18 protein-coding genes and 5 tRNA genes are annotated in these 19,482 nt (G+C 69.6%); 9 read left to right on the top strand and 14 right to left on the bottom strand.

What is annotated here, in order from left to right; translation table 11 throughout:
* Positions 1-87: 87 nt before the first annotated feature.
* From OG594_RS30990 to leuC, 3 genes are all read right to left on the bottom strand, one after another.
* Positions 88-315, bottom strand: a complete 228-nt coding sequence (locus OG594_RS30990) for a hypothetical protein (protein ID WP_030009267.1) — start codon at positions 313-315, stop codon at positions 88-90.
* A 137-nt stretch (positions 316-452) separates the two neighbouring features.
* Complete coding sequence (leuD, locus tag OG594_RS30985; protein ID WP_266605339.1) at positions 453-1,046, bottom strand: 3-isopropylmalate dehydratase small subunit; 594 nt, start codon at positions 1,044-1,046, stop codon at positions 453-455.
* A 3-nt stretch (positions 1,047-1,049) separates the two neighbouring features.
* A complete protein-coding gene (gene leuC, locus OG594_RS30980; RefSeq protein WP_266605337.1) occupies positions 1,050-2,474 on the bottom strand; it encodes a 3-isopropylmalate dehydratase large subunit in 1,425 nt (474 codons plus the stop codon).
* A 184-nt stretch (positions 2,475-2,658) separates the two neighbouring features.
* Between leuC and ndgR the strand changes: the two genes are divergently transcribed.
* Complete coding sequence (gene ndgR, locus OG594_RS30975) at positions 2,659-3,375, top strand: IclR family transcriptional regulator NdgR (RefSeq protein WP_073911130.1); 717 nt, start codon at positions 2,659-2,661, stop codon at positions 3,373-3,375.
* A 166-nt stretch (positions 3,376-3,541) separates the two neighbouring features.
* On the opposite strand, the gene OG594_RS30970 is transcribed toward ndgR, so the two are convergent.
* The 10 genes from OG594_RS30970 to OG594_RS30925 all read right to left on the bottom strand — a co-directional run bounded on the left by OG594_RS30970 (position 3,542) and on the right by OG594_RS30925 (position 8,254).
* A tRNA-Glu gene (locus OG594_RS30970) sits at positions 3,542-3,614 on the bottom strand.
* 23 nt (positions 3,615-3,637) lie between these two features.
* Positions 3,638-3,709, bottom strand: a tRNA-Gln gene (locus tag OG594_RS30965).
* A gap of 24 nt (positions 3,710-3,733) precedes the next feature.
* Positions 3,734-3,806 (bottom strand) — tRNA-Glu (locus OG594_RS30960).
* 61 nt (positions 3,807-3,867) lie between these two features.
* Positions 3,868-3,940, bottom strand: a tRNA-Glu gene (locus OG594_RS30955).
* Positions 3,941-3,967: 27 nt separating this feature from the next.
* Positions 3,968-4,039, bottom strand: a tRNA-Gln gene (locus OG594_RS30950).
* An 86-nt stretch (positions 4,040-4,125) separates the two neighbouring features.
* Complete coding sequence (locus OG594_RS30945; protein WP_266605333.1) at positions 4,126-4,854, bottom strand: HAD family hydrolase; 729 nt, start codon at positions 4,852-4,854, stop codon at positions 4,126-4,128.
* A gap of 10 nt (positions 4,855-4,864) precedes the next feature.
* Positions 4,865-5,542: a DUF4241 domain-containing protein gene (locus OG594_RS30940; RefSeq protein ID WP_266605331.1), complete on the bottom strand. Its 678-nt coding sequence runs from the start codon at positions 5,540-5,542 to the stop codon at positions 4,865-4,867.
* A 151-nt stretch (positions 5,543-5,693) separates the two neighbouring features.
* Positions 5,694-7,169, bottom strand: a complete 1,476-nt coding sequence (gene gltX / locus OG594_RS30935) for a glutamate--tRNA ligase (protein ID WP_266605329.1) — start codon at positions 7,167-7,169, stop codon at positions 5,694-5,696.
* Complete coding sequence (locus tag OG594_RS30930) at positions 7,162-7,968, bottom strand: fumarylacetoacetate hydrolase family protein (RefSeq protein WP_189745462.1); 807 nt, start codon at positions 7,966-7,968, stop codon at positions 7,162-7,164. Before OG594_RS30930 ends, gltX begins: the two co-directional genes overlap by 8 nt.
* Positions 7,969-8,065: 97 nt before the next feature.
* On the bottom strand, positions 8,066-8,254 hold the full coding sequence (locus tag OG594_RS30925; RefSeq protein WP_030009260.1) for a hypothetical protein: 189 nt from the start codon (positions 8,252-8,254) through the stop codon (positions 8,066-8,068).
* Between the two features lie 579 nt (positions 8,255-8,833).
* Between OG594_RS30925 and OG594_RS30920 the strand changes: the two genes are divergently transcribed.
* From OG594_RS30920 to OG594_RS30885, 8 genes are all read left to right on the top strand, one after another.
* A complete protein-coding gene (locus OG594_RS30920) occupies positions 8,834-12,439 on the top strand; it encodes a sensor histidine kinase (RefSeq protein ID WP_266605324.1) in 3,606 nt (1,201 codons plus the stop codon).
* A gap of 9 nt (positions 12,440-12,448) precedes the next feature.
* Positions 12,449-12,862: a roadblock/LC7 domain-containing protein gene (locus OG594_RS30915; RefSeq protein ID WP_030708442.1), complete on the top strand. Its 414-nt coding sequence runs from the start codon at positions 12,449-12,451 to the stop codon at positions 12,860-12,862.
* A gap of 151 nt (positions 12,863-13,013) precedes the next feature.
* Complete coding sequence (locus tag OG594_RS30910; RefSeq protein ID WP_030014827.1) at positions 13,014-13,406, top strand: DUF742 domain-containing protein; 393 nt, start codon at positions 13,014-13,016, stop codon at positions 13,404-13,406.
* Positions 13,387-13,971 (top strand): ATP/GTP-binding protein, encoded by a 585-nt coding sequence (locus OG594_RS30905; RefSeq protein ID WP_266605322.1) that lies wholly within the window; start codon positions 13,387-13,389, stop codon positions 13,969-13,971. Before OG594_RS30910 ends, OG594_RS30905 begins: the two co-directional genes overlap by 20 nt.
* Positions 13,972-14,264: 293 nt before the next feature.
* Positions 14,265-17,447: a nitrate- and nitrite sensing domain-containing protein gene (locus tag OG594_RS30900; protein ID WP_266605320.1), complete on the top strand. Its 3,183-nt coding sequence runs from the start codon at positions 14,265-14,267 to the stop codon at positions 17,445-17,447.
* A gap of 10 nt (positions 17,448-17,457) precedes the next feature.
* Positions 17,458-17,871, top strand: a complete 414-nt coding sequence (locus OG594_RS30895) for a roadblock/LC7 domain-containing protein (protein WP_030037347.1) — start codon at positions 17,458-17,460, stop codon at positions 17,869-17,871.
* A gap of 93 nt (positions 17,872-17,964) precedes the next feature.
* A complete protein-coding gene (locus OG594_RS30890; RefSeq protein ID WP_030016788.1) occupies positions 17,965-18,519 on the top strand; it encodes a DUF742 domain-containing protein in 555 nt (184 codons plus the stop codon).
* Positions 18,500-19,087 (top strand): ATP/GTP-binding protein, encoded by a 588-nt coding sequence (locus tag OG594_RS30885; RefSeq protein ID WP_215149809.1) that lies wholly within the window; start codon positions 18,500-18,502, stop codon positions 19,085-19,087. The genes OG594_RS30890 and OG594_RS30885 overlap by 20 nt, the downstream gene beginning before the upstream one ends.
* Positions 19,088-19,275: 188 nt before the next feature.
* Here OG594_RS30885 and OG594_RS30880 read toward each other — a convergent pair whose 3' ends face one another.
* Positions 19,276-19,476 carry an acyl-CoA carboxylase subunit epsilon gene (locus OG594_RS30880; RefSeq protein WP_266605316.1) on the bottom strand — a complete coding sequence of 67 codons (201 nt, stop codon included), beginning with the start codon at positions 19,474-19,476 and terminating at the stop codon, positions 19,276-19,278.
* Positions 19,477-19,482 lie beyond the last annotated feature (6 nt).

The following is a 19,482-nucleotide window of genomic DNA, read 5'->3' as shown; positions in this document are numbered from 1 at the left end:
AGGCGGATATATACCGCAAATCAAACACGAAACGGGCTAATCACCCTAGTGCCGCAACGCTGTAGGCCGTTACGGAGTTCCTTCGCATCAGTCGCCTTCAGGGAATCGACCCTCGTCGAGGTCCTTCATCAACCTGTCCAGGCGCCTTGCCGCATCGGCGAGATCATGCTTCGCCGCGGCCGTGACGACCAACAGCTTCCGGGACAGCGCCATCCTTACGCCCTCCGGGACTTGCAGTGAGCGCACCCGTGTGTGTGCTTCTTTCAGCCGGTCCGCGACGAGTTCGTAGAGCTCGAGTTGACTGTCGCGTTCCATGCACAGATTGTGCCATCTGGGGCGAGTTGTCGCCTCACGGGGCCTCAACAAACGGCTGTGCCCCCCGCCGGAGGGCGGGGGGCACGGTGTTGTCGATGTGATCACCCGAAGGCGAATAAGCGCTGATCAGGCAGGAATCAGGCCTGAATCGTGCGCGGCTTGAAGGCGGGTCGGGCGCTTTCGTACGTGGCGATGTCCGCTTCGTTCTGAAGGGTGAGCGAGATGTCGTCCAGGCCCTCCAGCAGACGCCAGCGGGCGTTGTCGTCGAGTTCGAACTCCGCGACGACGCCTTCCGCTCGCACCTGGCGGTCGACCAGGTCGACCGTGATCTCGGCGGTCGGGTCGGCCTCCGTCAGCTCCCACAGCCGCTCGACGGTCTCCTGCGGGAGGACGACGGTCAGCAGACCGTTCTTCAGGGAGTTCCCGCGGAAGATGTCGGCGAAGCGGGAGGAGATGACCGTCTTGAAGCCGAAGTTCTGCAGGGCCCAGACGGCATGCTCGCGCGAGGAACCCGTACCGAAGTCGAGGCCGGCGACCAGGACGGTCGCGCCGGCGCGCTCCGGGCGGTTCGTGACGAACTCGGGGTCCTTGCGCCAGGCCTCGAAGAGCCCGTCCTCGAACCCGTCGCGGGTGATCTTCTTCAGCCAGTGGGCCGGGATGATCTGGTCGGTGTCGACGTTGCTGCGGCGCAGCGGGACGGCCCGGCCGGTGTGGGTGGTGAAGGCTTCCATGGTTCAGACTCCGGCGGTCGCGTCGGCGGCGGACAGGTCGGCGGGCGAGGCCAGATGGCCCAGCACCGCGGTGGCGGCGGCCACCTGCGGGGAGACCAGGTGGGTGCGCCCGCCCTTGCCCTGCCGGCCCTCGAAGTTGCGGTTGGAGGTGGACGCGGAGCGTTCACCGGGCGCCAGTTGGTCGGGGTTCATGCCCAGACACATCGAACAGCCCGCGTGCCGCCACTCGGCGCCGGCCTCCTTGAAGACCTTGTCCAGGCCCTCTTCCACGGCCTGCAGGGCGACCCGGACCGAGCCCGGGACGACCAGCATCCGTACGCCGTCGGCGACTTTGCGGCCCTCGACGATGCCGGCGACGGCGCGCAGGTCCTCGATGCGGCCGTTGGTGCAGGAACCTACGAAGACGGTGTCGACCTTGATGTCCCGCAGCGGCTGTCCGGCGGTCAACCCCATGTACTCCAGGGCCTTTTCGGCAGCCAGGCGCTCCGAAGCGTCCTCGTACGAAGCCGGGTCGGGGACGTGCGCCGACAGCGGTGCGCCCTGGCCCGGGTTGGTGCCCCAGGTGACGAAGGGGGACAGCGCGGTGCCGTCGATGACGACCTCCGCGTCGAAGACCGCGTCGTCGTCCGTGCGCAGGGTCTTCCAGTACGCGACCGCCGCGTCCCAGTCCTTGCCCGTGGGGGCGTGGTCACGGCCCTGCAGGTAGTCGAAGGTGGTCTGATCAGGGGCGATCATGCCCGCACGGGCACCGGCCTCGATCGACATGTTGCAGATGGTCATGCGGGCTTCCATCGACAGCTGCTCGATGGCCTCGCCGCGGTACTCCAGGATGTAGCCCTGGCCGCCGCCGGTGCCGATCTTGGCAATGATCGCCAGGATCAGGTCCTTCGCGGTGACGCCCTCGGCCAGTGCGCCGGTGACGGTGATCGCCATCGTCTTCGGGCGGGCCAGCGGCAGCGTCTGGGTGGCCAGCACGTGCTCGACCTGGCTCGTGCCGATGCCGAAGGCCAGCGCGCCGAAGGCGCCGTGCGTGGAGGTGTGCGAGTCGCCGCAGACCACGGTGGTGCCGGGCTGGGTCAGACCCAGCTGCGGTCCCACGACGTGGACGACGCCCTGCTCGACGTCACCCAACGAGTGCAGGCGCACGCCGAACTCGGCGCAGTTCGCCCGCAGCGTCTCCAGCTGGGCGCGCGAGACCGGGTCGGCGATCGGCTTGTCGATGTCGAGGGTGGGGGTGTTGTGGTCCTCGGTCGCGATGGTGAGGTCGAGGCGTCGGACCTTGCGGCCGGCCTGACGCAGTCCTTCGAAGGCCTGCGGGCTGGTCACCTCGTGCAGCAGGTGCAGATCGATGAAGAGGAGGTCGGGCTCGCCTTCGGCGCGCCGGACGACATGGTCGTCCCAGACCTTCTCCGCGAGTGTCCTACCCATCGCTTTCCCTCCGGCCGGCCGGTTGTGCCGGCGCTTCATAGAGATCTCGTGCGCCGTGCCGCCCGTACCCCACGTCCCGGACGACGGCTCGGACCCAGTGGTTCGTGGACCCGCACATACAGACTCGCTGGTTCTTGGAAAAATTGAACTTGCGTTTCACAGTGTGAGACGCGAATATCGTTTCATGGACAACTCTAGCGGCGTCGGCGTTCTCGACAAGGCAGCTCTGGTATTGAGCGCACTGGAGTCCGGTCCGGCCACCCTCGCCGGGCTGGTCGCGGCGACAGGGCTCGCACGACCCACGGCACATCGCCTCGCCGTGGCACTGGAACACCACCGGATGGTGGCGAGGGACATGCAGGGCCGGTTCATCCTCGGACCGCGGCTGGCGGAGCTCGCCGCCGCGGCCGGCGAGGACCGTCTGCTGGCCACGGCGGGACCGGTACTCACCCACCTCCGTGACGTGACGGGCGAGAGCGCGCAGCTCTACCGCCGTCAGGGAGACATGCGCATCTGCGTGGCGGCCGCGGAGCGGCTGTCGGGTCTTCGGGACACCGTCCCGGTGGGCTCGACGCTTCCGATGAAGGCCGGTTCGGCCGCGCAGATCCTGATGGCCTGGGAAGAGCCCGAGCGGCTCCACCGCGGTCTTCAGGGCGCGCGCTTCACGGCGACGGCGCTCTCGGGCGTACGGCGTCGCGGCTGGGCGCAGTCGATCGGCGAGCGGGAGCCCGGTGTGGCTTCCGTCTCGGCGCCGGTGCGCGGGCCGTCGAACCGCGTGGTGGCTTCCGTATCGGTCTCCGGACCGATCGAGCGGCTGACCCGCCACCCGGGTCGGATGCACGCCCAGGCCGTCATCGACGCGGCCGCACGACTCTCGGAGGCCCTGCGCCGCTCCGGCTGAGCCCCTCCCCGGCCGCAGGGCCACTCCCCCGCCCATCTTCCGGGTCCGGGGGCGCGTACGACGCCGCACACGTCCAAACACGCGCCTCCGGGCCCGCACTTACCTGCGCGCCGGTACAACGCGAAAGAGGCCCTCCGCGATGAACGCGGAGGGCCTCTTCGATGCGTACCCCCGACCGGATTCGAACCGGCGCTACCGCCTTGAGAGGGCGGCGTGCTAGGCCGCTACACAACGGGGGCTAGCTGGTGCTGCTTTTACTGCGCTGGGCTACCAGGACTCGAACCTAGAATAAGGGAACCAGAAACCCTCGTGTTGCCAATTACACTATAGCCCAAAGTGGTCTAGACCAGACCAACAGTACCCCCGACCGGATTCGAACCGGCGCTACCGCCTTGAGAGGGCGGCGTGCTAGGCCGCTACACAACGGGGGCCCTAGCGATCCTGCATCAAGACGTCCGGGTGCGACCCTGGAGATCTCGCGGGAAGGATCTGTACCCCCGACCGGATTCGAACCGGCGCTACCGCCTTGAGAGGGCGGCGTGCTAGGCCGCTACACAACGGGGGCAAAGCACTGCGTTACTGCTGCACTGCGCTGGGGTACCAGGACTCGAACCTAGAATAAGGGAACCAGAAACCCTCGTGTTGCCAATTACACTATACCCCACCAAAAGTCAACCCCTTACCGGGGCTTTTCTTCGGGTGGCGCCTCCGTCCGGCCTTTCGGCCCGCTCCGGCGGCGCAGAAAGAACATTACCGGATGCCTGACCGTGCTCCAAAACGGGTATCCCGCGCCAACAGCTGAGGGAGCTGGTCAAGGCCCTCGATGCGGTGCGCGCCCTCGGGCCCGGGGCCCCGACCGCCGTCGCGGTCGATCCAGACGGCCGTCAATCCGGCGTCACGAGCTCCGCGTGCGTCGATCTCCGGCTGGTCCCCCACGTACGCCACCTCGCCGGGCGGCAGCCCGAGCGCCTCGCACGCGGCCAGGAAAGCCCCCGCCTCGGGCTTGCTGACCCCGAGTTCGACGGCACAGACCAGCACCTCGAAGCGGTCGCGCAGCCCGAGGTCGCGCAGCTTCGGGTCCTGGTTGGCGGTGGAGGAGTTGGAGAGCACCCCGTGGCGGTAGTCGGCCGCGAGGGCGTCGAGGGCGGGCACCACGTCGGGGAAGACGGTCCAGGCGGCCTTGTAGTGCTCCACGTACTGGTCGAACCAGGCGTCGGCCTCGTCCGCGGTCATCCCGGGCTCCTCCAGGAACTCCCGTACCCGCTCCTGCCGCTGCCCCTGGAAGGTTCCCTCGCCGGCCGCGAAGCGCGCCCAGTGCCGGTCGGTGATCTCCCGCCACAGCGCGAGCGCCTGCGCGGGGGTCCCGTACCGGCCCGCCAGGCCCGTGGCTTCCACCTGTCGCGCCAGCCCGACGGCATCGGCCCCCGTGTAGTCGAAGAGGGTGTCGTCGATGTCCCACAGCACGGCGCGGATCGGCATGTGCCCGAGCCTATGCCGAAGCGCCCTCCCGTGGGGGCACGACGAAGAAGTCCGTCAGGAAGCAGGTGACCCGGCCGGCCGCGTCCCGCCCCACCCAGGTCGGGTACGCCCCGTCGCCCCAGCCGGACTGGAAGACCGCCACTTGATGGCCCCCGGGGCCGGTGAGCACGTAGGGGCCGGGGTGCCGGTACCCGTCCGCGAGGAACGGGGCGCGCAGCAGCTCCCGGGTGGCCTCGCGGTCGGCGAAGTCCCGCCCGGCGGACGCGTCGTGGAAGGCCCCCACGCCGGCGTCCACGCCGTAGCCGTAGAGCTCGCCCGGCCCCAGGTCGTCCAGGCGCTGCTCGCCGCTGAGCGCGAGCTCCCAGGAGGCCGTCGGCTCCTGCGTGACCACCAGCCGCAGGGCGGCGAGATCCGGGCGGGGGGACCCCTGCGGCGGCGGCCCGTCGGCCGGGGACCAGGTGACGAGGGCGGCTTCCAGCCGGTAGTGACCCGGCGCCACCTCGACGTGGAACGCCGGCGTGGTGTCCAGCCCCAGGTAGGCCATGGGATCGCAGGCCACCAGCCGGCCGGTCGGCAGCCACAGCTCGCCCCCGTCCGCCACCGAAAGGGTTCCGAGGTCTCCCTCCTCGTCACGGAAGGCGTGGCCCGGCGTGAAGTGCCGGTCGAAGTCGGGAGCGGCGAGGGGCATGCGGGGCCTTCCGGATCGTGGGCGGGACGCCGCAGGGGGCGGCGGCCGGGGGTCCGGCCGCCGCCCCCTGCGGGACGGACGGGTGCTGCTGCGGGTGAGGTCCTGTCGTCAAAGCGGCGTCGGGGGCCCGACGGGACTTTGACGAGAGGGCCTAGGCGGAGAGCTTGGCCAGGGCCGCGTCGATGCGGGCCAGCGAGCGCTCCTTGCCCAGGATCTCCAGCGACTCGAAGAGCGGCAGGCCGACCGTGCGGCCGGTCACGGCCACGCGGACCGGGGCCTGAGCCTTGCCGAGCTTGAGGCCGTGGGCCTCACCGGCGGTCAGGACGGCCTGCTTGAGGGACTCGGGGTCGGTCCAGTCCGCCGACTCCAGGCCCGCGCGCGCCGTGGTGAGCAGCGCGGCCGGCTCGCCCTTCATCGCCTTGTCCCACGAGGCCTGGTCCTCGACCGGCTCCTTGAGGAACAGGAAGTCGACGTTGGCCGTGATCTCCGACAGGACGCCCACGCGCGTCTGCGCGTACGGCGCGATGCGCTCCCAGGCCTCGGCGTCGAAGTCCTCGGGGGCCCAGTTGGCGTGCGGGGCCCGCAGCCACGGGGCGCAGCGGTCCGCGAAGACCTTCGGGTCGAGCAGGCGGATGTGGTCGCCGTTGATCGACTCGGCCTTCTTGAGGTCGAAGCGGGCCGGGTTGGCGTTCACGCCGTCGATGTCGAACTTCGACACCATCTCCTCGATCGAGAAGACGTCCTGGTCCTTGGAGAAGGACCAGCCGAGGAGCGAGAGGTAGTTCAGCAGGCCCTCGGGGAGGAAGCCGCGCTCGCGGTACAGGTTGAGCGAAGCCTCGGGGTCGCGCTTGGAGAGCTTCTTGTTGCCCTCGCCCATCACGTAGGGCAGGTGACCGAAGGCGGGGGTGCTCTTGGCGACGCCCAGCTCGATCAGTGCGGCGTAGAGGGCGATCTGGCGCGGGGTCGAGGACAGCAGGTCCTCACCGCGCAGGACGTGCGTGATCTCCATCAGCGCGTCGTCGACCGGGTTGACCAGCGTGTACAGCGGGGCGCCGTTGGCCCGGACGATGCCGAAGTCCGGCACGTTGTCCGGGGTGAAGGTCAGCTCGCCGCGGACGAGGTCGGTGAAGGTGATCGGCTCGTCGGGCATCCGGAAGCGGACGATCGCCGGGCGGTGCTCGCCCTGGTACGCCTCGACCTGCACGGGGGTGAGCTCGCGGCAGTGGCCGTCGTACCCGGAGGGCTTGCCGGCTACGCGGGCGGCCGCGCGGCGGGCGTCGAGCTCTTCGGTGGAGCAGTAGCAGTGGTACGCGTAGCCGCCGTCGAGCAGCTTCTTCGCGACGTCCGCGTAGATGTCCATGCGCTCGGACTGGCGGTACGGGGCGTGCGGGCCGCCGACCTCGGGGCCCTCGTCCCAGGTGAAGCCGAGCCAGCGCAGCGAGTCGAGCAGCTGGTCGTAGGACTCCTCGGAGTCACGGGCCGCGTCGGTGTCCTCGATGCGGAAGACGAACGTACCGCCGTGGTGGCGGGCGAACGCCCAGTTGAAGAGTGCGGTCCGGACCAGGCCCACGTGGGGGTTGCCGGTCGGGGAGGGACAGAAACGTACGCGGACAGGTCCGTTAACCACGCTTGATCACCTTGTTGGTGAGAGTGCCGATGCCTTCGATGGTGACGGCGACCTCGTCGCCGACGTTGAGGGGGCCGACTCCGGCCGGGGTCCCCGTGAGGATGACGTCGCCGGGCAGCAGCGTCATGGCCTCGGAGATGTGGACGATCAGGTCCTCGATGGAGCGGACCATGTCACTGGTACGGCCGAGCTGGCGCTGTTCGCCGTTGACCGTGCACTGGATGGTCAGGTCGCTCGGGTCCAGGTCGGTCTCGATCCAGGGGCCGAGGGGGCAGGCACTGTCGAAGCCCTTGGCCCGGGCCCACTGCTTCTCCCGCTGCTGGACGTCGCGCGCGGTGACGTCGTTGGCGCAGGTGTAGCCGAGGATGACGTCCTTGACGCGCTCCTTCGGGACCTCGCGGCACATGCGGCCGATGACCACGGCGAGCTCCGCCTCGTGGTGGAGGTCCTGGGAGAAGGAGGGGTAGGTGATCGGGTCACCCGGGCCGACCACCGAGGTGGAGGGCTTGAAGAAGGTGATCGGGGCGTCGGGACGGCCTTGATCGTCAAAGATGGCGTTGCCGAGCTCCGCCGCGTGCTCCGCGTAGTTGCGGCCGATGGCCACGACCTTGTTCGGGAGCACGGGCGGCAGCAGCCGGACCTTGCTCATCGGGACCTTCGTGCCCGAGAGCTCGAAGTCCGCGAAGGGGATGCCCTTGATGATGTCGAGCACGAGCGTGGAGTCGTCGCCGGGGGCGCCGTCGCCCTCGACCGCGCCGAACGCGACGTTGCCGTCGATCGAGAACCTGGCGATGCGCACCGGTTGCGTCTGCCCCTCTGTATTTCCGCTGGCTGGAGTCTGCGGACCCCAGGCTAACGCGGCGGGCAGCGGCGCTTCACGTTCCTTTGCGGGGTGGCTACTCCGCGGCGGCGGCGACCGGCACGTTCATCAGGACGGTGCGGCGCGGGTTCGCGGTCTGCGTCGGCAGCTCGACGGCGTGCTCCGGGGTGGCCGGTGCCGCCTGCAGGTCCTCGGCGTCCTTGAGGTGCGCGAGGGTCGTGCGGCGGGGGTTGGCTATGTTGCGGAACATCGTCGTCGTCTTCATCTGAGTTCGGGGTCCTCGGTTCGATCTATGAGTGTCGGCTGTCGCATGCACCAACCCTGGCGCCAACCCTTTAAGGGGCAAGGCTAAACATCTGAATCCCCCGGCGAACCAGGAAGTAATGGCCACGGCTGTGTGAGTTTGCTCACCCCTGACCCGGCATTACCGGCATAACGGACAGCCAATTCCACCCCTCGAAACGGACATTGCGCCACTGAATGCTGCATTCCGCTCCTGATCATCTCGACTGGGACACCTTGGCAGCCCTGTTGTTTGGATGGCGTAAGTCCGATTTCTACCGAATGCAGTCGCACATCGCGTAGCCCATCCATCACAAGACGTAACCGACTCTCCGGGCCGACACTCGCACCTTGTTGGAGATCCGCCACTGTGCTGGAATTCGCGGGACCGCCGCGGGAATGAGCCGGCGCGCAGGTGGCGCGACACCGCGCCGAGCGCGGTGGCAAGGAGAGGAAGACGCGCCGGTCACCGACGACCACCATGGGGCGGCAAGTGCCCCACGACTCGACACCGTCCCACCGGTCGCCCGGCGGGACGCCTGGTCCAGAGGTTGCGACGCTAGTGCAGGGACGATTCAAGAGGGATGGCAGCGCTGCGGCGGAGCAGGAGCCGCGCGGCGGGACCGACCGTGGCTCCTCGCCCCAGCACGCCCAGAACCGCGGGCCGGCTGTCGAAGGCGCAGGCCCCGACACCTCCGCCGCGGTGAAGGCGAAGGGCCGTGGGAAGTCCGTGAAGGCCAGGGTCAAGGCGAAAGCCGGACCCCTCGCGCCTGCCGGACCGGCTGAGCAGGACGAGGCGATACCGAAGGCCCCCAACGGGCCCGGTTCACGCCTCGCCATGCAGAACTGGCGCATCAGCACGCGACTCGTGTCGCTGCTGACCCTGCCGGTCGTCGCCGCCACCACGCTCGGTGGTTTCCGTATCAACGACTCGCTCAACGACATCGCACAGCTGGAGCACATGCAGCTGCTGACGACGATGACGCGACAGGCCACCAACCTGGCCGCCATGCTCCAGGAGGAGCGCGACCTCTCCGCGGGTCCGCTGTCCCTCTCCAAGGGCAAGACCACCAGCAGTGTCGACGTGGTCCGGCAGCAGACCGACACCGCCGCCAAGGCCTTCGCCGCGGCGACCGACAAGGTCGACAGCACGGGCGAGAAGGACGACACGCTCAGGTCGATCCGCAACAACGTCCTGCAGATCGGTCGCCAGCTCACCAACATCGAGACGATCCGCAGCCGCGCCTACATCAACGGCGCCCAGCAGACCGTCAGTGAGTACAACGCGGTCATCGTCTCGCTGCTCTCGCTCTCCCAGGACATGGCGCAGGCCACGTCCAACCCGGAGATGATCAAGCGTACCCGTGCCCTGGCCGCGTTCTCCGCCGCCAAGGAGTACGCCTCCATCCAGCGCGCGATCATCGCCGCCTCGCTCCCCGACACCAACGAGCGCCAGGGCGAGCTGAAGGAGAACGACCGGCTCTACGCCCTCTCCGCCCAGAAGGGCGAGCAGCAGGCGAAGACGACCTTCGGACTCGTCTACCAGGGCCGGACCGAGGAGCTCCTCGCCGGTCTGGGCGACAGCAACTCCGAGATCTCGACCGCCGACGGCTACTCCCGCCGTGTCCTGGCCAGCCAGGACGCGTTCCTCCGGGAGAAGAACCGCTCCTGGCTCGACTGGTACGACGCCGACGGCACCAAGCTCCAGGCCATGAAGGTCATCGAGCTGACCCTGCTCGAGGAGATGGAGCAGAAGGCCCGTGAGCTGAAGAACGAGGCCCAGCAGGACGCCATCATCAACGGTGCCCTGATCCTCCTCGTCCTCGGTGTCTCCCTCGTCGGCGCCTTCGTCATGGCCCGCTCGATGATCCGCTCGCTGCGCCGCCTGCAGGACACCGCGACGCGCGTCGCCCAGGACCGACTGCCCGAGCTCGTCAAGCAGCTGTCCGAGTCCGACCCGCAGGACGTGGACACGTCCGTGGAGTCGGTCGGCGTGCACACCCGCGACGAGATCGGCCAGGTGGCCGCGGCCTTCGACGACGTGCACCGCGAGGCCGTCCGCCTCGCCGCCGAGCAGGCCCTCCTGCGAGGCAACGTCAACGCGATGTTCACCAACCTCTCGCGCCGCTCCCAGGGCCTCATCCAGCGTCAGCTCTCGCTCATCTCCGAACTGGAGTCGCGCGAGGCCGACCCGGACCAGCTCTCCTCGCTCTTCAAGCTCGACCACCTCGCGACCCGCATGCGCCGTAACGGCGAAAACCTCCTCGTCCTCGCGGGCGAGGAGCCGGGCCGCCGGTGGACCCGCCCCGTCCCGCTGGTCGACGTGCTCCGTGCCGCCGCCTCCGAGGTGGAGCAGTACGAGCGCGTCGAGCTGGCCTCGGTGCCCGGCACCGACGTCGCCGGCCGCGTGGTCAACGACCTCGTGCACGTCCTCGCCGAGCTGCTGGAGAACGCCACGTCGTTCTCCTCCCCGCAGACCAAGGTCAAGGTCACCGGCCACGCGCTGCCCGACGGCCGCGTGCTCGTCGAGATCCACGACACCGGTATCGGCCTCTCCCCCGAGGACCTCGCCGCGATCAACGAGCGACTCGCGTCGCCGCCGACCGTGGACGTCTCCGTCTCCCGACGCATGGGTCTGTTCGTGGTCGGCCGCCTGTCCCTGCGACACGGCATCCGCATCCAGCTGCGCCCCTCCGACTCGGGCGGTACGACGGCCCTCGTCATGCTGCCGGTGGACGTCGCCCAGGGCGGCAAGAAGCCGGCTCCGATGCCGGGCCAGGGCGGCCCCGGTGGCGCTCCCGGTGCGCAGGGTGCCGTGGGCGGCGCGGCCGCACGTCCGTCCGTGGGCTCGGGTCCGCAGCGCGGCCAGGTCGCCGGTGGCGGCCAGCGCGCCGCTCTGCCGGGCCGCGACGGCGCCGGCCAGCGTCCGCAGGGCGGTCGCCCGCAGCAGGGTGGTCCCGGTGGCCGTCCGCAGCAGGGTCCGACCACCGCGGGCCAGGGCCAGGGTGCCTTCGGTGCCGGTGCGCCGCTGCCGGCCCGCGGTCCGGTCCCCAGTCCCGGATTCGGTGGTGGCCCGCAGGCCCGTCCGGCTTCCGGTCCGACCGGATACCCGCAGGGCAACGCCTTCGAGCGGCCCCAGCAGCAACAGCCGCAGCAGTCGCAGCAGCAGCAGCCCCAGCAGCCGGCCGCTCCCGCGGCGCCGGCCCAGAACGGCCCCCGGCCGCAGCTGCCGCCGCGCGGTGGCGCTCCCCGTGCGGAGCTCCCCGGGCCGCAGACCACCAGTTGGGGCAGCGACCAGGCGCGCGGTCACGACGAGCTCTCGGGCCCCGGCTCGACGGCCGAGTTCGCCCGCCCGGACTTCAACGCCCCGATGCCCCAGGCGGACGGCGTCGCCAGTACGACCGGACAGTTCGAGCGTCCGGACGTGCGGGGCCCCGTGGACCCGTCCACCACCGGACAGTTCGAGCGCCCGGGCTACCAGCCCCAGCGTCCCGGCGGCCCCGGTGTCGGCGGCTACGCCCCGCAGCAGCCCCAGGCCCAGGCCCCGCAGGCCGGCAACGGGTACGCACCCGTACCGCCCGCGCGTCCCGAGACCCCGCGGCTGCCGCAGGCCCACCGGCCGGAGGCGCTGCCCCCGGCCCAGAGCCCCGGCGAGGCCCGCAGCCCGATCTTCGACACCCTGGAGTCGAACTGGTTCCGCGAGGAGGGGCAGCAGCCCCCCGCGCAGGGACCGGCCACGGCGATCCCCCAGCAGGGCCAGCAGTCCGCTCCGGCGGCCCCGGCGCCGCAGCAGCCGCTGCCGCAGCGCGGCCAGGAGCAGGCGGCCGAGCCCGCCGGCACGGCGACCGGCGCCATGCCGACCGTCAGCTGGAAGTCCTCGCCGAACGACGAGCTGATGCGGCAGGCCGAGCGCGTGCGCCAGCCCGCCGCCGGCGGCATCACGACCTCGGGGCTGCCCCGCCGGGTCCCGCGGGCGAACCTCGTGGCCGGCACTGCGCAGCAGCAGGCCGAGGCGCAGTCGGGTCCGCAGGTCTCGCGGGCGCCGGACGACGTCCGTGGCCGTCTGACCAACCTCCGACGCGGTATCCAGCAGGGCCGTCAGGCCGGCAACAACGGACCGGCGACCGGCAGTTACCACATCGACCCCACTTACCAGCAGGAGCGTTAGTTGAGTTCGATGAGCCAGGCGGCACAGAACCTGAACTGGTTGATCACCAACTTCGTGGACAACACCCCCGGGGTGTCCCACACGGTGGTGGTCTCCGCCGACGGCCTCCTTCTGGCGATGTCCGAAGGATTCCCCCGCGACCGCGCCGATCAGCTGGCGGCCGTGGCCTCCGGACTGACCTCGCTGACCGCCGGTGCCTCCCGTATCTTCGAGGGTGGCGCCGTCAACCAGACCGTGGTCGAGATGGACCGGGGATTCCTCTTCCTCATGTCCGTCTCGGACGGATCCTCGTTGGCCGTACTGGCGCACCCCGAGTGCGACATCGGCCTCGTGGGCTACGAGATGGCTCTTCTGGTGGATCGCGCGGGCAGTGTCCTCACCCCGGACCTGCGCGCCGAACTGCAGGGAAGTCTGCTCGGCTGACTTCCCACTCTCCCGGCCGGACGGTACTACCGGCCGGGAGATCGGGGCCCCGCCCCGGAATCCAGTACTCCCGCCAGGCCGTCATCCCGTCCCCCCACCGGCCGCCCCGTAAGACGGCACGCTGACCACTGCTGTCCAGCCCGGAGGATCAATGACCCCGCCCCCCGCCTACTCCGATTCGTACGGAGACTCGTACTCGGAAGGCGATCAGCCGCTGGTGCGTCCGTACGCGATGACCGGCGGCCGGACCCGGCCCCGCTACCAGCTCGCCATCGAGGCGCTGGTCAGCACCACCGCCGATCCGATGCACCTGTCCGGCCTGCTCCCCGAGCACCAGCGCATCTGCACCCTGTGCCGCGAGGTCAAGTCGGTCGCCGAGGTCTCCGCACTGCTGTCGATGCCGCTCGGTGTCGCCCGGATCCTCGTCGCCGACCTGGCGGAGGCCGGAATGGTGGCCATCCACCAGCCGGGCAATGGAGAGGCCGGCGGCACGCCGGATGTAACGCTGCTCGAAAGGGTGCTCAGTGGCCTTCGGAACATCTAGCGGAGCGGCTCCTGCTCGCTCCACCACCTCCGCGAAGATCGTGGTGGCGGGCGGGTTCGGCGTGGGCAAGACCACGTTCGTCGGAGCCGTGTCGGAGATCAACCCGCTGCGCACCGAAGCCGTGATGACCAGTGCCTCGGCCGGGATCGACGACCTCACCCACACCGGTGACAAGACGACCACCACGGTCGCCATGGACTTCGGCCGCATCACGCTCGACCAGGACCTGATCCTGTACCTCTTCGGTACCCCGGGCCAGGACCGCTTCTGGTTCATGTGGGACGACCTCGTCCGCGGCGCCATCGGCGCGATCGTGCTCGTGGACACGCGCCGCCTCGCCGACTGCTTCCCGGCGGTCGACTACTTCGAGAACAGCGGCCTGCCGTTCGTCGTGGCCCTCAACGGCTTCGAGGGGCACCAGCCCTACACGCCGGAGGAAGTCCGCGAGGCCCTGCAGATCGGCCCCGGTGCTCCGATCATCACCACCGACGCCCGCCACCGCGCGGACGCCAAGAGCGCGCTCATCACGCTCGTCGAGCACGCGCTGATGGCACGGCTCAAGTAACACGGTTTCAGTTGTCGCGCGGGAGGGGCGGGCTGTGTCTTACGACACGGCCCGCCCCTGTCGTTCATAACGTTTCGACAGAGAATTACGGCCACTTGGCAACGGGGTGCGGTCGTCTGGTACCACTGCGCGCACAACTGCCCCCGCTTTTGCCGCAGGACGCTCTTTATGTCCGGTTTATGTAGGGCATAAGCTTCTGGGTGCGGCCGGTTTCAACTGTTTGGAACACGGCCGTTAACCGTGCTGGAATTCAACGAACTAGCTAGTAGCACCGCCGAGAGGTTGTTGGTCGAGTGAGGCGAAGCATCGCAAGCCCCGCGGATGAACCCGCGCGCGGCAACTTCACCCCGCCGCCGCGAGCGGCCGCGTCGCCCGTCGACGTGCCCGTGGACCCGCCCGTGAGCAGCGGGAGCAGCAGCAGGTTCTCGCCCCGCAACTGGCGTGTGCCGACCCGTCTGAACGCCATCCTGCTCGTGCCGGCCCTCGTGGGCCTGGTCATGGGCGGCTTCCAGGTGAAGGGCTCCATCGACACCTGGAACGAGGCCAAGGACGCCGAGAAGATAGCCACGGTCGTCCAGGCGGCCTCGGGCTACAGCCAGGCACTGCTCAACGAGCGTGACCTGACCGCCGAGCCCCTCCTGAACGGCCAGACGAAGGACCCGAAGGTCCTCAAGGCCTACGAGGACACCACCGCGGCCAAGGAGAAGTTCGACAAGGCCGTCCAGGACATGCCGAAGAACCTCGGCCTGGAGCGACGCCTGGACCTCTTCCGCGCGGAGGAGCCCAAGCTGGACGCCGTGCGCGACAAGGCGTACCAGGCGGCCATCGAGAGCCCCAAGAAGGAACTGCCCAAGACGGCCGGGCCCATCCCGACCGAAGAGGGCTACGTGCTGGTCCAGCACTACCTCATGCAGTTCGCGAACGAGCTCGGTCTCGGCACCGGCAACGTGACCTCGTACGGCCGCATGGTCTACGCGATCCAGCTGGCCAAGGCGGCGAACTCGCTGCAGCGCGCCGTCGGTACGCACCTGCTGGTGCGCCCGAGCGCCGACGAGAACACCCGCAAGGCTCAGCTCGTCGCCTTCTCCTCCTACGCCTACCTCGAAGAGATCGCCATCGGCGAGTACGTCGCGGCGGGTACCGAGGACGACGTGAACCGCCTCAAGGCGGTCATGGCCAAGAAGTCCGAAGAGGGCAAGGCCAAGATCGCCGACGCGAAGCACCAGGCCGAGCAGGCCGGTGTCCGCTTCACGCCCCCTCCCACGATCGGCGACTCCGCGCTCGTCGGCATGACCGATGCGATCGCCAACAGCGAGAGCAAGAAGAAGCTCGCCGAGACCGGGGCGACCCCCGCGTTCTGGCAGGCCGCCGCCACCGCGAAGTTCGACGGTTACGACGAGGTCGAGAAGGAACTCCTCGACAAGGCCGTCAAGGACGCCGTCGCGGTCTCCGACGAGGCCCGCACCGACGCGATCGTCAACGGCGCCATCGTGGTCGTGGCCCTGCTCGCCGCCTTCATCCTCGCCGGCATGATGGCCCGCCAGATGGGCCGCGCGATGGCCCGCCTGCGCACCGCCGCCTTCGACATCGCCGAGCAGCGCCTGCCGATGCTCGTCGACCAGCTCTCGCGCACCGATCCCGGCAAGGTGGACACCCGTGTCCTCCCGATCCCCATCGACTCCCAGGACGAGATCGGCGAGGTCGCCCGCGCCTTCGACCAGGTCCACCGGGAAGCGGTACGGCTCGCGGCCGAGCAGGCCCTCCTGCGAGGGAACGTCAACGCGATCTTCACCAACCTCTCCATGCGCAACCAGTCGCTGATCGAGGGCCAGCTGACCCTCATCACCGACCTGGAGAACAACGAGGCCGACCCGGACCAGCTGGAGAACCTCTTCCGCCTGGACCACCTGGCCACCCGCATGCGCCGCAACGGCGAGAACCTCCTCATCCTCGCGGGCGAGGAGCCGGGCCGCCGCTGGGACCAACCGGTCCCGCTCGTCGACGTGCTGCGCGCCGCCTCCTCCGAGGTGGAGCAGTACGAGCGCATCGAGCTCTCCGGCGTCTCGGAGGCCGAGATCCACGGCCAGGCCGTGACCGACCTCGTGCACCTGCTCGCCGAGCTCCTGGAGAACGCCACCACGTTCTCCTCCCCGCAGACCAAGGTCCGCGTCAACGCCACGCGTCTGCCCGACGGCCGCGTGATGGTCGAGATCCACGACAAGGGCATCGGCCTCACCGCCGAGGACTTCGCGGACATCAACCACAAGCTGGCCAACCCGCCGACCGTGGACGCCGCGATCTCGCAGCGCATGGGTCTGTTCGTGGTCGGCCGGCTGGCGGACCGCCACAGCATCCGTGTCCAGCTGCGCCCCTCGGGCGAGGCTGCCGGTACCACCTCGCTGGTCATGCTCCCCGACGCCATCACCCACGGTGGCGGTGGCGAGGGCATTCCGGACGACGACTTCACGGTCTCGCAGATCATCCCGGAGCAGCAGGCCCAGCTGGCTCCCCCGCTGCGCACCGCCGCCGAGCTCGGCTTCGACGACTCGCGGTACGACCAGCAGGGCTCCGACGGCACCGCCGCCGACCCTGTCGGCCGGTCCCTGGGGCAGCAGGAGCGGAGGGCCGCTCTGGCGGCCCAGGTGGGTTACCCGCAGGAACAGCAGCAGTACCCCGCCCAGGACTATCCGGAACCTCAGCCGGAGCACGGGTACCAGGAGTACCAGGGCTACGAGCAGCAGTCCGAGCAGGCCTACGACACCTCCTACGAGGCACAGCAGGCACAGCAGGGCTACGAGGCGTACCCGCAGCAGGACTACGGCTATACGGAAGACGGTTACCCGGACCAGCAGCCGGCCACCCAGGGCTACGACAATGGCTTCGAAGCCCAGCAGGGACAGGCCGAATGGCCCGAACAGAACACGTATCCGGCTGCCTACCAGCAGGATTACGGGACTGAATCGGAATCCCAGGCCGTCCCCGAACCGGCTCCGGAGCGCGTAGGCTTCGACCGTCCGGGTGCCGCTGCCGACACCGGTCACGCGATGACCGGAGCGGGCCTGCCGCGACGCGGCAGCCAGCAGCAGTGGCCGTCCGGGAAGCAGCAAGCGGAGTCCACCGGATCCCTCTTCGAACAGCGGTCGCCGCGTCAGCAGCAGCCCGCCGAAACGGAGCAGGCGCCGGAGGGAACTGAAGGCACCGCTGCCTGGCGTTCGCGCAACGACGAACGCTGGCAGCAGGCCGGAAAGCTCCGTGAGCCGAAGGCGGGCGGGATCACCCCGTCCGGTCTCCCTCGGCGCGTACCCAAGGCCAACCTGGTCGAGGGTGCAGCGGAGACGACCCCGCAGGGCGGCCCCCAGGTCTCCCGCGCTCCGGAGGACGTCCGCGGCAGGTTGAGCAACCTGCGGCGCGGTGTCCAGCAGGGACGCAGCGCGGGTTCTGAGCAGTCAAGTAACAGCTATGACCAGGAGCGTTAGTGTGAGCCCGATGAGCCAGGCGGCACAGAACCTGAACTGGTTGATCACCAACTTCGTGGACAACACCCCCGGGGTGTCCCACACGGTGGTGGTCTCCGCCGACGGCCTTCTTCTGGCGATGTCCGACGGGTTCCCGCGCGACCGCGCCGATCAGCTGGCGGCCGTGGCCTCCGGACTGACCTCGCTGACCGCCGGTGCCTCTCGCATCTTCGAGGGTGGCGCCGTCAACCAGACCGTGGTCGAGATGGACCGGGGGTTCCTCTTCCTCATGTCCGTCTCGGACGGATCGTCCCTCGCGGTGCTCGCGCACCCGGAGTGCGACATCGGCCTCGTGGGCTACGAGATGGCTCTTCTGGTGGATCGCGCGGGCAGTGTCCTCACTCCGGATCTGCGTGCCGAGCTGCAAGGAAGTCTTCTCAACTAGCAGACAGGCAGTGCGTTTCGCGCCATCGCACCATAGGGTGCGGTGGCGCGGTTCCACAGGGAGTACTGCGTTCTTGGAGTCGGAGGAGGAAACGTGACAACACCCGGAGGACATCCTTATGGCGGCGCGCAGCAGCCGCAGGGTGGGCACGACCAGAACCGCTTCAACTTTCCCTCGGCGCCGAGCCGGCCCGTGCCGGAGCAGAACCCCTACCAGCAGCAGCCGTACGGACAGCCCCAGCAGCCCCAGTACCAGATGCCTCAGCAACAGCCTCCGCGCGCCGCGCGGCAGCCGGCGCCGAAGGCCCACAACCCGCTGGTGCGTCCGTACGCGATGACCGGCGGCCGTACTCGGCCGCGCTACCAGCTCGCCATCGAGGCGCTGGTCAGTACCACGGCGGATCCCGCGCGTCTGCAAGGGCAGTTGCCCGAGCACCAGCGCATCTGCCGCCTGTGCCAGGAGATCAAATCCGTCGCGGAGATCTCGGCACTTCTCTCCATTCCTCTTGGTGTCGCCCGCATCCTCGTCGCCGACCTGGCGGAGGCGGGCCTTGTCGCCATTCACCAGCCCGGCGGCGACGAGTCTGCCGGTGGCCAGCCAGACGTGACACTGCTCGAAAGGGTGCTCAGTGGACTTCGCAAGCTCTAACGGCGGAGCGGCTCCTGCTCGCTCCACCACCTCCGCGAAGATCGTGGTGGCGGGCGGCTTCGGCGTGGGCAAGACCACGTTCGTCGGCGCGGTCTCCGAGATCAACCCGCTGCGCACCGAAGCCGTGATGACCAGTGCCTCGGCCGGGATCGACGACCTCACCCACACCGGTGACAAGACGACCACCACGGTCGCCATGGACTTCGGCCGCATCACGCTCGACCAGGACCTGATCCTGTACCTCTTCGGTACCCCGGGCCAGGACCGCTTCTGGTTCATGTGGGACGACCTCGTCCGCGGCGCCATCGGCGCCGTCGTGCTCGTGGACACGCGCCGCCTCGCCGACTGCTTCCCGGCGGTCGACTACTTCGAGAACAGCGGCCTGCCGTTCGTCGTGGCCCTCAACGGCTTCGACGGGAACCAGGCCTACACCCCGGAGGAAGTCCGCGAGGCCCTGCAGATCGGCCCGGACGCCCCGATCATCACCACCGACGCCCGCCACCGCGCGGACGCCAAGAGCGCGCTCATCACGCTCGTCGAGCACGCGCTGATGGCGCGCCTGCGGTAGCAGCCCTGCCACACCCGATAGGCCCCTGTGTCACACGACGCGGGGGCCTTCGCCATGGGGGCGGGGGCACGCGACGGCTTTCCGGTCTCCCCGTCGACCCAGGGGCCCCGCGCGTGCGGCGTCCTCGACGGTGGTACGAGGAAGGCCCCACACCCTGGACGGGTGCGGGGCCTTCTGGGCTCGGGAACTCAGCCCTGCCAGCTGTGCGGGGCGCGGAAGCCGGGCGTGCGCTCCAGGCGGCGCCAGCCGGCCTGGCCGGGCACGCGCGCCGGGGTCTCCTCGGGCGTGGAGGCCGCGCGGGCGAGCAGGATCGCGGTGATCGCGGCCAGCTCCTCGGGCCGGGCGTTGCCCTTTTCGACGCGCAGCAGGGTGTCGGTGGCGGTGCTCATGTGGTG

The organism is Streptomyces sp. NBC_01214 (genome assembly GCF_026340975.1).
GTDB lineage: Bacteria > Actinomycetota > Actinomycetes > Streptomycetales > Streptomycetaceae > Streptomyces.
This window is presented reverse-complemented; position numbering and strand designations above follow the sequence as displayed.